Origin of the sequence: Bacillus sp. AFS073361, from assembly GCF_002567005.1 — a bacterium.
Classification (GTDB): Bacteria; Bacillota; Bacilli; order Bacillales; family Cytobacillaceae; genus Neobacillus.
In genome coordinates, this window is the sequence record NZ_NUZU01000013.1 from 282,134 (window position 1) to 296,291 (window position 14,158).

A 14,158-nucleotide genomic window follows, 5' to 3' on the forward strand; every position below is an offset into this window, starting at 1 on the left:
AAATTTCTGGATAAAAAAGGATTTCATGGTTTTAAGAAGAATAGTTTAAAAATAGGTGGTGGAAAGTGGGGGAATGTGGTACATTTTTAATAGAAAGTGGGGGTCATGGGTATGTTCATGGGTGAATACCATCACAGCATTGATAATAAAGGCCGACTGATCGTGCCCTCCAAATTCCGCGATGAACTTGGTGAAATGTTTATCATTACACGTGGATTGGATCAATGTTTGTTTGGTTACCCGTTATCAGAGTGGGGGCTGATTGAAGAGAAATTAAAAGGCTTACCTCTGACAAAAAAAGATGCCCGGGCTTTTACTAGATTCTTCTTTTCAGGTGCAACCGAGAGTGAACTTGATAAACAAGGAAGAATTAATATCCCTGCACCACTTTTGCAATATGCAAAGTTGGAAAAAGAATGTGTAATTTTAGGTGTTTCCAATCGAATTGAAATTTGGAGCAAACAGATTTGGGAAGACTATTTTACCGAGTCAGAAGAATCTTTTGCAGAAATTGCAGAAAATATGATTGGCTTTGATATATAATGGATAAATTATGTTAATATATTTTCTGTTATATATTGTTCGATTGGAAAAGGTGGTTACTACATGTTTGAACATACAACTGTGTTGTTAAAGGAAGCTGTTAATGGCTTAAATATTAAGCCTGATGGAATTTATGTTGATTGTACTTTGGGTGGAGCGGGGCATAGTTCGCTTATTCTTTCAAAACTTGGAGCCCGCGGTAAACTATTTGCATTTGACCAAGATGAAACTGCAATTGAACACGCAAAAGAGAAGTTGGCTGAATATGGGGATCGTTTAGAAATCATTAAAAGCAATTTCTTGTATTTGAAAGAAGAACTTGAAAATAGAGGAATTGTTAAAGTGGATGGAGTACTTTACGACCTTGGAGTTTCTTCTCCGCAATTGGATACTCCTGAAAGAGGCTTTAGCTATCATCATGATGCACCACTAGATATGAGAATGGATAATGAAGCCGATATTTCTGCCTACGATGTGGTTAATCATTGGGCCTATGAAGACTTGGTGCGCATCTTTTTTCGTTATGGTGAGGAGAAGTTCTCTAAACAAATAGCTCGTAAAATAGAAGCAGCAAGGATGGTAAAACCAATTGAAACGACGGCAGAATTAGTTGAACTGATTAAGGACGCGATTCCGGCCCCTGCAAGAAGAAAAGGTGGACATCCAGCTAAGCGAGTTTTTCAAGCAGTCAGAATTGCTGTGAATGATGAATTAGCGGTGTTCGAACAGTCAATAAATCAAGCGATTGACATGTTAAACCCTGAGGGAAGAATAAGCGTTATAACCTTCCACTCTCTTGAGGACAGAATTTGCAAAGCAGCCTTTAAGAAAGCAAGTGAAACTCCTAATTTACCTCCTGGTTTACCAATCATTCCTGATGAGTATAAACCGATATTAAAGTTAATTTCGCGGAAGCCGATCCTTCCATCTGATGAAGAATTAGAGCAAAATAATCGCGCTAGATCTGCTAAGCTAAGAGTTGCCGAAAAGCTGTAAGGAAAAATTCAGAAATTCAAAACTAGATTTAAAAATAAATAATAAGCTGGAGGGGAAGAGTTTGAGTAATCTTGCCAGGAAGAATGTAGAACAGCAACACACGGAGGAGAAAGTCCAACAAAAGAGACAAGTCATTATTAAAAAATCCTGGCTCACTCCAGGGGAAAAAATTATTGGAATAGTCTTTGCTGGATTTGTATGTTTTGGTGCCGTTCATATTATTTCAAATCAAGCAAAAATTTATGATGTTAACAAAGATATACAAATTATGGAAGCTAAGGTATCGGAACAACAGAAAGTAAATAGTGATTTGCAGGTTCAAGTAAGCGAATTAAGTGCATACGATCGAATTTATAAAAAGGCCAAGGAAATGGGCCTAATTAAAAACGAAAATAACGTCAAGGTAGTGCATTAGAAATGAACAAGAAACAGCCATATATGAATGCAGGAGCAACCCTTTTATTTGGATTTTTCGGTTTGCTCTTTTTTGTTTTACTTTTCAGGTATTTTTCAATTCAAATCACTGGTGAAGTTGATGGACAGCCTCTTGCTGCAAAGGCTCAAGAAAAATATAGCAGAGAAGGGAATTTGACCGCCTTAAGGGGCGATATCTTAGACCGGAATGGTAAAGTGATTGCTGAAGATACAAATGCCTACACGTTAATTGCTATTTTAGATAAAAAGATGACAACAAATTCAAAAAAGCCGCAGCACGTAAAAAACCCGGAGAAAACGGCACAAGAATTGGCAAAGTATCTAGAAATGGATGAATTAGAGATTTACAGTATCTTAACAAAAGGAATAAAAAGTCATAAATTTCAGGTTGAATTCGGCAAGGCAGGCAGAGATATTACCCACGAAACAAAGAATAAGATTGAAAAACTTAAACTTCCAGGGATTACATTTATCCGTGATTCCAAGCGCTTCTATCCTAATGGTGTATTTGCTTCCCACTTAGTTGGTTATGCTGATCGGATTGAACAAAAGGACAAAAGTATTAAATCAGTGGGTAAAATGGGGATTGAGAAAAGTCTAAATGATGAATTAACGGGTACAAATGGGAAGATTAATTTTGAAAGTGATTTGTGGGGTTATATACTTCCGGATGGAAAAGAAAAAATTACTCCTGCAAAAAATGGGAATGATGTTTATTTGACCATCGACCAAAAGATTCAAACCTTTTTAGAAGATGCCATGAACAAAGCAGCTAAGGAATATAAACCGGAGAAAATCATTGCGATTGTGGCTGATCCGAAAACCGGTGAAATATTAGCAATGGGACAACGGCCTTCTTTTGATCCAAAAACAAAAGAAGGAATTGAAGACGGCTGGCATAATGAAGCGATTGAAACTTCATTCGAACCTGGTTCGACCATGAAAATTTTTACGCTTGCCGCAGCCGTCCAGGAAAAGGTGTTTAATCCCAACGAAATCTATCAATCTGGTTCATATCAAGTAACGAAAAGGGATAAAGCAATTCATGATCATAATTACTCGGGATGGGGGCCGATCACCTATCTTGAAGGGGTACAGCGTTCATCAAATGTTGCTTTCGCCAAAATAGCTAAAGAGAAGCTTGGCTTTGAAAAGTTTCGAGAATATTTAACAAAGTTTGGCTTTGATCAGCCCACAGGAATTGACCTTCCCAACGAAACATCTGGGAAAATCCAATTTACCTATCCGATTGAAAAAATTACGACGGCTTACGGGCAGGGCACTGCAATAACTCCCATACAGCAAATTCAAGCAGCAACAGCCATTGCAAATGGCGGGAAAATGATTAAACCGCATGTGGTAAAAAAAATTGTCAATCATGATACAGGTGAGGTTATTAAATCAGGGTCCTCTAAAGTTGTTTCAACACCAATCACAAAAGAAACGGCCAAGGAGGTTCGGGATATCCTTGAAACAGTTGTTACCTCACCCAAGGGTACTGGCGGCCGGTATAAAATTGATGGATACAGTGTCGCTGGGAAGACGGGAACAGCTAATATTCCTGGACCGAATGGCGGGTATTTACAAGGTGCTAATAACTATATGTTCTCATTTTTAGGGATGGCACCAAAGGATGATCCGGAATTAATTGTTTATGTTGCTGTTCAGCAACCTGAATTAGAGGGGCTTGAAACTGGTCAAGGTGCAATACCTGTTTCTGCTATATTTAACCCAGTCATGAAAAACAGCCTGCATTACTTGAACATTAAGCCTTCTCAACTTGAAGAGGCACAATTGAATAAACTAGAAGATTTTAAGGGGAAATCGGTTACTGAAGCTGTAGCTGAATTAAAAGGAAAAGGAATTGAACCTATCGTAATTGGAAAAGGAGCAGAGGTTGTCAGGCATTTACCAGAGTCTGGGACAACTGTTTTACAGGGTGAGAAGGTAATCATACAAACAAATGGTGAAATATTTGCCCCTGATATGACAGGTTGGTCACTTAGAGATGTAATGAAAGTAGCGAATATTGCCGGATTGAAGTTAAATTCAAAGGGAAAAGGGTTTGTAACCCAGCAAAATATTAAACCGAAAACACATGTTCAAAAAGGAGATTTTTTAATCGTTGACTTAAAGACTCCTGAAGAGCAGTGGAAACAGGAAAATAATGAAAAAACAAATACTCAAGGTCAAACTGAGGAAAATACAGAGGATCTAGTCCAGGATTAATAGAAAATCCCGCTGTCTTAGCGGGATTTTTCCTATCTAATGACCAAAACCTGCGTTCTAAGAAAAAAAGTACAAGCATATAAATGAACGATAGAAAAAGGAGGGTCGTTCAAACTATGCGTGTTTCAAATGTTACTGTCCGTAAACGATTAATGATTGCACTATTTATTGGTATTCTCACCTTCTTAATAATTGATATTCGGCTTGGATATGTCCAATTTGTCCTTGGTGATTGGTTAACAGCAGGTGCTAAAGACTCTTGGAGCCGTAATATTCCCTTTGAACCTGAACGAGGAGAAATTGTTGACAGGAACGGGGTGCCTCTTGCCACAAATATTAGTACTCCAACCGTCTGGGTTGTTCCAAGACAAATTAAAGACCCGGCAACAACCGCGGAAAAGCTTGCCTCCGTTTTAAATATGTCAAAAGAAAAGGCCTATCGGGATATTACACTGAGAGAAAGAATTGTTCGGATTAAGGAAGGCAGAAAAATTTCACATGAGAAGGCCAAGGAAATCAGATCCCTAGGACTCGAAGGTGTCTATATTGGTGAAGATTCTAAGCGGCATTATCCAATGGGGAGCTATTTATCACATGTTCTTGGGTTCGCAGGAGTTGACAACCAGGGGTTGATGGGACTAGAACAATATTATGATAAAGAACTAAGTGGTGAACGGGGCTCTGTTAAATTTTATGCAAATGCTAAAGGGGAAAGAATGAACGATATGGCAGATGATTATGAGAAGCCGACAAACGGTCTCGCATTGAAGCTGACAATCGATTCAAAAATCCAAACGATAGTAGAAAGAGAGTTAGATATCGCGGACGCAAAATATAACCCGGATGGGATTGTTGCCATTGCAATGAATCCGAATAATGGAGAAATATTAGCCATGTCGAGCAGACCAACTTTTGATCCGGCTAATTTTCAAAATGTTCCTCAAGAGGTATATAATCGAAATCTTCCTGTATGGTCAACGTACGAACCAGGGTCAACATTTAAGATTATTACCCTTGCGGCAGCTTTGAATGAAGGAAAAGTGAATTTAGAAAAAGAGCATTTCCATGATTCGGGTTCGGTTCAGGTTGCGGGGGCGAGGTTAAAGTGCTGGAAACGAGGGGGCCATGGAGATCAGTCCTTTTTAGAGGTTGTTCAAAATTCCTGCAACCCTGGATTTGTCGAATTAGGACAAAGACTCGGGAAAGAAAAATTGTTTAAATATGTGAAGGATTTTGGTTTTGGTCAAAAGACCGGTATTGATTTACAAGGAGAAGGAACAGGGATATTATTCAATTTAGACCGTGTTGGCCCAGTTGAACAAGCAACTACAGCCTTTGGACAAGGAGTATCAGTAACACCTATCCAGCAAGTTACGGCTGTATCTGCGGCTATTAATGGCGGGATTTTATATAAGCCATATATTGCAAAAGAGCTCATCGATCCAATTACAAACGAAGTCGTAATGAGAAATTCCCCAGTGGAAAAACGCAGGGTAATTAAGGAAGAAACTTCAAAAGAAATTCGCCATGCCCTTGAGAGTGTAGTTGCCCAGGGGTCAGGGGGAAGGGCGTTTGTTGATGGTTACCGAGTTGGCGGAAAAACCGGAACAGCCCAGAAAGCACAAAACGGGAGATATTTAGAAAATAACTTTATCGTTTCCTTTATTGGATTTGCCCCTGCAGATGATCCGCAAATTGTTGTCTATGTGGCAGTTGATAATCCAAAAGGAGTTACAGCCTTCGGTGGTACAGTCAGTGCTCCAATTGTTGGTAATATTATGAAGGATAGTTTGAGTCAGATGGGGATTAAACCTCGAAAGGGTCAAATTGAAAAAGAATTGAAATGGCCGGATACACCGTTAATAAAATTACCGGATTTCACAGGTTTAACAAAAATGGAACTAATGGATCAACTGATAAATCTAAAGATTGATGCAAGTGGTGAGGGTGATGTGGTCGTTAGACAATCCCCTGAAGCAGGTACCAAAGTTAAGGAAGGGTCAAAAATTAGGCTTTATTTTGGTAAGGAGGATTAATGCAATTAAAAAATTCATTAAATTAGAGGCGGTCGGAATGATTTCCGCCGCCTAATTTTTTCATTAAGCTTTGATTACTAAATAGCAAAATAAAATGTTTTAATGTAAAATAAGATGGAACTTTCTTAAGAAGAATTTTCAAAATGATAATTAGTCAATGTATGTACGGTTATGAGAGGATTTGAGAGAAATGAAGCTACAAAAGCTGCTTAAGAATTTGCATCTTCTAGTTCCTTATTTAGGTGAGGATCCAGAAATAACTTCGATTGAAAACGATAATCGGAAGGTGCAAAGCGGGAGCTTATTTATTTGTATTAAGGGATACACAGTAGACGGCCATGATTTTGCAGAATCTGCAGTAAAAAGCGGGGCAGCTGCTGTATTGGCTGAGCGTCCGTTATTACTAGATGTACCTGTCATTCTTGTTAAAGATACAACGAGAGCAATGGCAGTGCTAGCTGATGCTTTTTATGAACAGCCAACGAAAAACTTGCACTTAATAGGAATTACCGGAACAAATGGGAAAACAACTACCAGCCATTTAATTGAGAAAATATTCTCCGATGCCAATCAAAAAACAGGTCTAATTGGCACGATGTATACTAAAATAGCTGAAAAGACGATTGAAACAAAAAACACAACCCCGGAAAGTTTAACACTTCAAAAAACCTTTAGACAAATGGTTGAAGCAGGTGTTGATATAGCAGTAATGGAGGTTTCCTCACATGCATTAGATCTTGGCCGAGTACATGGCTGCGATTATGATGTGGCTGTGTTTACAAACCTAACGCAGGACCACTTGGATTATCATAAAACAATGGATGAATATAAGCGTGCTAAGAGTTTATTATTTGCCCAGCTGGGTAATACATTTGATCAGAAAAAACCTAAGTTTGCCGTATTAAATGCAGACGACCCTGCTTCTGATATGTACCGCAGGTCGACTGCTGCACATGTTATTACATATGGAATCGATAATATAGCTGATCTTCAAGCAAAGAATATTCAAATGACTTCTTCAGGTACCCAGTTCGAGCTTGTGGTTCATTCGGAAAAATATCCGATTAAAATGCAATTAATTGGTAAATTCAGTGTGTATAATGTTTTAGCAAGTATTGCGGCGTCCGTTGTGTCCGGCATTGATATTAAAGCAGTTATCCAGTCGATCGAAGGTGTAAAAGGAGTATCAGGCAGATTTGAGCTTGTAAATGCAGGACAGGATTTTACTGTTATTGTTGATTACGCCCACACACCAGACAGTCTTGAAAATGTATTAAAAACGGTTCAGCATTTTGCTAAGAAAAAGGTTTTCGTTATAGTTGGCTGTGGTGGTGACCGTGATCGTACGAAGAGACCATTGATGGCTCAAATAGCCTGCCAATGGTCCACAAATCCCATCCTAACTTCGGATAACCCAAGAAGTGAAGACCCATTAGCCATTTTGAAGGACATGGAAGCAGGAGTGCAAGGTTCAGCATACCGAATGATCCCTGACCGCAAAGAAGCGATTCAAACTGCTATTCGAGAGGCATCAGCAGGTGATGTAATCTTAATCGCAGGCAAAGGTCATGAAACCTATCAAATTATTGGCAATGAAGTTCACGATTTTGACGATCGGTTAGTTGCTCGGGAAGCGATTGAGGGGAGATAGCTATGTATTTAGCTTTAAAAGACTTGGTAAGTCTATTTAAGAATAGTCGTGGCGTCAAGGATAACCTGCTATTTGTTACAGTTTGCGACCAAGCTCACACAGCACAGCCTAAAGGATTATTTGTATCATTAACTAAAAACGCTGGGGAACTTTCTGATGCAATCTCGAACGGGGCAATAGCAGCGATTTGGGATCAAGGACTTGAACTTCCAAGCTATATACCAAACCAGTTTCCACTATTCTTTACACCAGACCCGGCAGAGGCGATTGTAACTATCTTAAATTGTTATCATGAAAAATTAAATGGAGAAACAGATAAAATTATGGAAATAACTAACTTTAAAATTTCAAATAAAAAACTTCTTAATAAAAATAAAGAAACATATGATATAGCTGTGATGTTAAACGAAATTACAAGCAAAAACGACGCTGAAGGGAGGGAATAAAATGCTCGAGCAAGTTATTTTCTTCACAATAATTATGGGATTTCTTATCTCGGTATTGCTTTCTCCAGTTTTTATTCCCTTCTTAAGAAGGTTGAAATTTGGACAAAGCATTCGTGAGGAGGGACCAAAATCCCATCAAATAAAATCAGGCACACCGACTATGGGGGGTGTGATGATTTTATTTTCGATTGTTATTACAACACTTGTCATGACGGGTAAGTTTTCTGAACCGACTGTTAAAACATATTTGCTGCTTCTTGTTACACTTGGTTTTGGATTGCTTGGGTTTTTAGACGATTTTATCAAAGTTGCTCTTAAAAGGAATCTAGGATTAACTTCCAAACAAAAGCTGGCAGGTCAAATTATTATTTCAGTAATTTTTTATTTTATTTATAAACAACAAGGTTTTTCTACCGAAATAAGCATTCCATTTACAGATTCCACAATTGATTTAGGATGGTTCTTCATTTTCTTTATCATATTCTGGCTGGTTGGCTTCTCCAATGCTGTAAATTTAACAGATGGACTGGATGGCTTGGTGTCAGGCACCGCTGCTATTGCATTTGGTGCATTTGCAGTTCTTGCATGGAATCAATCACAGATAGAAATTGCGATATTTTCTGTGGCGGTGGTAGGTGCTGTACTAGGATTCTTGGTATTTAATGCCCACCCGGCAAAAGTTTTTATGGGAGATACAGGTTCTCTAGCACTCGGTGGTGCAATTGCAACGATTGCTATTCTTACGAAGCTTGAAATTTTACTTATTATCATTGGTGGAGTATTTGTTATTGAAACGTTATCAGTTATTTTACAGGTTATTTCCTTCAAAACGACGGGTAAACGGATTTTTCGTATGAGCCCTTTACATCATCATTATGAATTAGTTGGCTGGTCGGAATGGCGGGTGGTCGTCACTTTTTGGAGTGTTGGATTAATTCTTGCGATACTAGGAATCTATATTGAGGTGTGGTTATAATTGAAACAGATTAAATCTTTCAGTCATAAAAAAATTCTTGTCCTAGGTTTGGCGAAAAGCGGGGTAACAGCTGCCGCCCTATTACATAAACTTGGTGCATTTGTCACAGTTAATGATAAAAAGCCATTTTCGGAAAATCCAGAAGCTCAGGGATTATTAGAACAGGGGATTAAAGTGATTTGTGGGGATCATCCTATTGAGTTGCTTGATGAAGGATTCGAGTTGATTGTCAAGAATCCCGGTATTCCATATAACAACCCTATGATTGCAGGCGCTATAGAAAAAGGGATTCCTGTAATTACTGAGGTTGAACTTGCTTATGAAATCTCTGAAGCTCCATTTATTGGGATCACAGGGACCAATGGGAAAACAACAACAACAACATTGGTTTATGAGATGCTAAATGAGGGGCAGAAGCACCCGTTAATCGCAGGGAATATTGGTACAGTGGCATCAGGGGTAGCCGAAGAAGCTACGTCAGAAAATACGATAGTCATTGAATTATCCTCTTTTCAGTTAATGGGAATTGACACATTTAAACCTAAGATTGCCATTCTAACGAACCTTTATGATGCCCATTTAGATTATCATGGGACAAAAAAGGAATATATTGATGCAAAGGCAAACATTACAAAAAATCAAACGGAAGTTGACTACCTTATTGTCAATGCCGACCAAGAAGAAACATTGGAAGTTGCGCGTCACTCTAATGCCAGAATTATTCCTTTTTCGACGAAGAAGAAGCTGACTGAAGGTGCTTATCTATCTGATGGCTGGATTATGTTTAATCATGATAAAGTGATGGAAATTGAGAATATAGCTTTACCAGGCAATCACAACCTTGAAAATATCTTATCCGCTATGGCTGCAGCAAAGCTTTCAGGTGTAGAAAATAAAGCCATCCAGCAGGTTCTTCGAACATTTACTGGTGTCAGGCACCGTCTGCAATTCGTAACTGAAGTGAACGGACGAAAGTTTTACAATGACTCGAAAGCAACGAATATTTTGGCAACGGTAAATGCCTTGGCTGCTTTTGAATCCCCGGTAGTTCTCCTTGCGGGTGGTTTGGATCGCGGAAATGAATTTGATGAACTACTTCCTTATTTGAAAAATGTAAAAGCAATGATAACCTTTGGGCAAACTGCACCTAAAATGGAACGAATAGGGAAGGAAGCGGGAATAAAACGAATCAAGCGTGTCGATAATGTTGACATGGCTGTGCCTGAGGCTTATCGATACTCTGAATCAGGTGACGTGATATTATTATCTCCTGCATGTGCAAGCTGGGATCAATATAAAACTTTTGAGGTCAGGGGAGACATTTTTATCGATGCGGTGCATAAGCTTAAGTAAGGGCTTGTCTTAGTCGAAAAGTTCACTTTTCAAGTGCACTTGACACTAGGCAAAATTAGAGGTTCTGCTAAGCCCTAAAACTAGCAGTTGAGGTGTATGGTGGTGCCGACAAAGAGAACTACTCCTGATTTTATTTTAATGATTGTAACATTCACACTTTTGGCAATAGGGCTAATCATGGTTTACAGTGCAAGTGCTATTTGGGCTGAATATAAATTTAATGATTCCTTTTTCTTCGCGAAAAGGCAAACTCTTTTTGCCGGGGTTGGAGTGGCTGCCATGTTTTTCATCATGAACATCAATTATTGGACGTGGCGGACCTGGTCCAAAACCTTTCTACTGGTTTGTTTTTTGTTACTTATCCTTGTGTTGATTCCTGGAATTGGAAATGAAAGGAATGGTTCTCGTAGTTGGATAGGTGTTGGAGCCTTCTCAATACAGCCTTCTGAATTTATGAAACTGGCAATGATTGCTTTTTTGGCTAAGTATCTTTCCGAACGGCAAAAGTTGATTACTTCGTTTAAGAAAGGTCTTATTCCTTCATTAGGTCTTGCCTTTCTTGCCTTTTCAATGATCATGCTTCAACCTGATTTAGGCACAGGTACGGTGATGATGGGAACCTGTGTTGTGATGATTTTTATTGCAGGTGCTCGTGTAAGTCATTTTGCCTTTCTGGGACTGTTGGGAGTCGCGGGATTTATTGGTCTTATTGCCTCCGCTCCGTACCGTATTAAACGGATCACATCTTTTTTGGATCCCTGGTCGGATCCGCTTGTAACGGGATTTCAAATTATTCAATCACTCTATGCAATTGGTCCTGGTGGATTGTTTGGGCTTGGACTTGGCGAGAGCAGACAGAAGTTCTTCTACCTGCCTGAACCCCAGACAGACTTCATCTTTGCGATTCTTTCTGAAGAACTAGGCTTTATTGGTGGATCATTTATATTACTCTTGTTTGCACTGTTGTTATGGAGAGGAATACGAATCGCTTTAGGTGCACCAGATTTATACGGCAGCTTTCTAGCTGTAGGAATCATCGCCATGGTAGCGATTCAAGTCATGATTAATATTGGTGTTGTTACAGGTCTAATGCCTGTTACAGGCATTACCTTACCATTTTTAAGCTACGGGGGTTCTAGTTTAACCTTGATGTTAATGGCGATAGGTGTTCTTCTTAATATCAGCAGGTATTCGAGATTATGAACCTTCACCCTGTTTAGCGGCAGGGTTTTTTTATTTTAGGCTGTGTTAATTTACAATTAGGTAACATTCTTTTTTCATTTGCGTTATTTTGTGAGTTTTTATAGTAAGATAGGGTAGGCATTAGGTGTTAAATAGTTAATGAGGTGGAAAAAATGAAAATAGTAGTTAGTGGCGGAGGGACTGGCGGGCATATTTATCCTGCTCTCGCACTCATTCGTGAAATCCAAAAACAGAACAAAGAGGCACAATTTTTATACATAGGAACAACCAATGGCTTGGAAAGCAAAATAGTTCCGCGGGAGAATATTGATTTTAAAGCGATTCATATAACTGGTTTTAAAAGAAAACTATCCTTTGAAAATGTAAAAACGGTTCTCCGCTTCCTAAAAGGAGTGAAAGACAGTAAAAAAATGTTAAAGGAATTCAAACCAGACATTGTCATCGGAACAGGCGGGTATGTATGCGGACCAGTAGTGTATGCTGCATCAAAGTTGGGCATCCCAACAATCATTCACGAACAAAATAGTGTTCCAGGGTTAACTAATAAATTTTTAAGCAGATATGTAAACAAGATTGCCATTTGTTTTGAAGAGGCAAAAGAGTACTTTCCAGTACAGAAAACAGTTTTTACGGGCAATCCTCGTGCATCTGAAGTAATGGGCAAAGACGGGATTCAAGGTCGTCTCGGTGCTGGACTAAGTGCAACTATGCCAGTGGTTTTAATCTTCGGTGGTAGTCGTGGTGCGAGGCCGATAAATGAGGCAGTCGTGAAGGCATTCGCTGATTTGGCTGAGAAACCATATCAAGTCCTTTATATTACGGGCGACGTCCATTATGAGGATGTCAGAAAAGAAGTTGAATTAATTGGAAACCCTAAAAATGTAGTCATTAAACCGTTTATTCATAATATGCCAGAAGTACTTGCAGGAGTAGATTTAGTGGTATCGAGAGCAGGAGCAACCACACTTGCAGAAATAACTTCACTTGGTATCCCAAGCATCTTAGTCCCAAGTCCATATGTAACAAATAATCATCAAGAGAAAAACGCTCGGTCATTAAGTGACCATGGTGCAGCAGAACTATTATTAGAAAAAGACTTAAATAATAATAGTCTTGTGAATCATATTGATCGTATTCTTTTAAATAAAGATAAATTAAAAGAGATGAAGGTTAAGGCTAAAAAAATGGGTGTTCCGGATTCAGCATCAAGACTCTATTCCTTGATGCAAGAACTGGTAAACACAAATCAAAAGTAGCCCATAAAGATTTTTAGCATAAACTGATGTAAATGCATCTAGGAAAGTAAGGGTGGTAATTATGGACGGAATCTTAAATGAGTTATTGGCTTTAAATATCGGAAAGGTTAAGGAAAATGAACCATTAGCCAATCATACAACGATGAAAATAGGCGGTCCTGCAGACCTTTTTATAGAACCGTCTTCAGTTGAAAATTTAAAAACTGTCATGAATGTGATTGAAAATCATGGATTGCCATGGCGTGCGATTGGCCGCGGCTCAAATCTGTTAGTGTCGGATAAGGGGATTGAAGGGGCAGTTATCAAGCTTAGTTCTGGAATGGATCACCTTGAGATTAACGATACAAGTATTACCGTTGGTGGTGGTCACTCCCTCGTCAGCTTTTCAACACTTATTAGTAAAAAAGGTCTTGCAGGTCTGGAATTTGCGAGTGGAATTCCTGGCTCAGTTGGCGGGGCAGTTTATATGAATGCAGGTGCGCATGGTTCGGATATTAGTAAAATCTTAACCAAAGCACATATTTTATTTGATGATGGAAAAATGGAATGGCTCTCAAATGAGGAAATGGGGTTCTCCTACAGGACTTCTGTACTACAAAAAACTCGTCCAGGAATTGTTGTGGAAGCTGTTTTTGATCTTGTGAAAGGCGATCGATCAGCCATTGTCGCACAAATGCAAAAAAACAAAGATTATCGGAAAGAGACACAGCCGTGGAATTTTCCGTGTGCTGGCAGTATTTTTAGAAATCCGCTGCCGAATTATGCTGGGAAATTAATTGAAACCGCTGGGTTAAAGGGATTTAGTATTGGCGGTGCAAAGATTTCGGAAATGCATGGGAATTTTATTGTAAATGCTGGAGGTGCCACTGCAGAGGATGTGCTGGCATTAATTCAACATGTCAAGGATACCATTTTTAGCTTATATAAAGTAACAATGGAAACAGAGGTTGAAATAATCGGTAGGAAATAAGAAAACTGGAAGGATTTATACTAAATTTCCAAAGAAATTATCCTTACTTTTCTTGTAAGAAATG

General features: G+C 38.9%; 12 protein-coding genes. All 12 read left to right on the forward strand.

Going from position 1 to position 14,158, the window contains the following annotated elements; translation table 11 throughout:
- Positions 1-111 precede the first annotated feature (111 nt).
- Entirely contained in the window at positions 112-543 is a 432-nt protein-coding gene (mraZ, locus tag COJ96_RS09410) for a division/cell wall cluster transcriptional repressor MraZ (protein WP_098572668.1), read from the forward strand.
- Positions 544-606: 63 nt separating this feature from the next.
- Complete coding sequence (gene rsmH / locus COJ96_RS09415) at positions 607-1,539, forward strand: 16S rRNA (cytosine(1402)-N(4))-methyltransferase RsmH (RefSeq protein WP_098572669.1); 933 nt, start codon at positions 607-609, stop codon at positions 1,537-1,539.
- A 61-nt stretch (positions 1,540-1,600) separates the two neighbouring features.
- The gene (ftsL, locus tag COJ96_RS09420) at positions 1,601-1,954 is read left to right on the forward strand and encodes a cell division protein FtsL (protein WP_098572670.1); all 354 of its coding nucleotides are present in this window, start codon (positions 1,601-1,603) and stop codon (positions 1,952-1,954) included.
- A 2-nt stretch (positions 1,955-1,956) separates the two neighbouring features.
- Entirely contained in the window at positions 1,957-4,203 is a 2,247-nt protein-coding gene (locus tag COJ96_RS09425; RefSeq protein ID WP_098572671.1) for a penicillin-binding protein, read from the forward strand.
- Positions 4,204-4,319: 116 nt separating this feature from the next.
- Positions 4,320-6,239, forward strand: coding sequence for a stage V sporulation protein D (locus tag COJ96_RS09430; protein ID WP_098572672.1), 1,920 nt, complete (start codon positions 4,320-4,322; stop codon positions 6,237-6,239).
- A 190-nt stretch (positions 6,240-6,429) separates the two neighbouring features.
- Positions 6,430-7,890 (forward strand): UDP-N-acetylmuramoyl-L-alanyl-D-glutamate--2,6-diaminopimelate ligase, encoded by a 1,461-nt coding sequence (locus COJ96_RS09435; RefSeq protein WP_098572673.1) that lies wholly within the window; start codon positions 6,430-6,432, stop codon positions 7,888-7,890.
- Between the two features lie 2 nt (positions 7,891-7,892).
- Positions 7,893-8,336 carry a hypothetical protein gene (locus tag COJ96_RS09440; RefSeq protein ID WP_098572674.1) on the forward strand — a complete coding sequence of 148 codons (444 nt, stop codon included), beginning with the start codon at positions 7,893-7,895 and terminating at the stop codon, positions 8,334-8,336.
- Position 8,337: 1 nt separating this feature from the next.
- Entirely contained in the window at positions 8,338-9,312 is a 975-nt protein-coding gene (mraY, locus tag COJ96_RS09445) for a phospho-N-acetylmuramoyl-pentapeptide-transferase (RefSeq protein ID WP_098572675.1), read from the forward strand.
- Complete coding sequence (murD, locus tag COJ96_RS09450; RefSeq protein ID WP_098572676.1) at positions 9,313-10,665, forward strand: UDP-N-acetylmuramoyl-L-alanine--D-glutamate ligase; 1,353 nt, start codon at positions 9,313-9,315, stop codon at positions 10,663-10,665. It begins immediately after the preceding gene.
- Positions 10,666-10,767: 102 nt separating this feature from the next.
- Positions 10,768-11,868, forward strand: a complete 1,101-nt coding sequence (gene spoVE / locus COJ96_RS09455) for a stage V sporulation protein E (RefSeq protein WP_098572677.1) — start codon at positions 10,768-10,770, stop codon at positions 11,866-11,868.
- 152 nt (positions 11,869-12,020) lie between these two features.
- Complete coding sequence (gene murG, locus COJ96_RS09460; RefSeq protein WP_098572678.1) at positions 12,021-13,124, forward strand: undecaprenyldiphospho-muramoylpentapeptide beta-N-acetylglucosaminyltransferase; 1,104 nt, start codon at positions 12,021-12,023, stop codon at positions 13,122-13,124.
- A 61-nt stretch (positions 13,125-13,185) separates the two neighbouring features.
- Complete coding sequence (gene murB, locus COJ96_RS09465; protein ID WP_098572679.1) at positions 13,186-14,094, forward strand: UDP-N-acetylmuramate dehydrogenase; 909 nt, start codon at positions 13,186-13,188, stop codon at positions 14,092-14,094.
- The last annotated feature ends 64 nt before the right edge of the window (positions 14,095-14,158 follow it).

Coding starts and splice junctions, on each gene's coding strand:
- mraZ (WP_098572668.1), top strand. CDS start 112: ATGTTCATGGGTGAATACCATCACAGCATTGATAATAAAGGCCGACTG.
- murB (WP_098572679.1), top strand. CDS start 13,186: ATGGACGGAATCTTAAATGAGTTATTGGCTTTAAATATCGGAAAGGTT.
- rsmH (WP_098572669.1), top strand. CDS start 607: ATGTTTGAACATACAACTGTGTTGTTAAAGGAAGCTGTTAATGGCTTA.
- COJ96_RS09430 (WP_098572672.1), top strand. CDS start 4,320: ATGCGTGTTTCAAATGTTACTGTCCGTAAACGATTAATGATTGCACTA.
- mraY (WP_098572675.1), top strand. CDS start 8,338: ATGCTCGAGCAAGTTATTTTCTTCACAATAATTATGGGATTTCTTATC.
- COJ96_RS09440 (WP_098572674.1), top strand. CDS start 7,893: ATGTATTTAGCTTTAAAAGACTTGGTAAGTCTATTTAAGAATAGTCGT.
- COJ96_RS09435 (WP_098572673.1), top strand. CDS start 6,430: ATGAAGCTACAAAAGCTGCTTAAGAATTTGCATCTTCTAGTTCCTTAT.
- COJ96_RS09425 (WP_098572671.1), top strand. CDS start 1,957: ATGAACAAGAAACAGCCATATATGAATGCAGGAGCAACCCTTTTATTT.
- murG (WP_098572678.1), top strand. CDS start 12,021: ATGAAAATAGTAGTTAGTGGCGGAGGGACTGGCGGGCATATTTATCCT.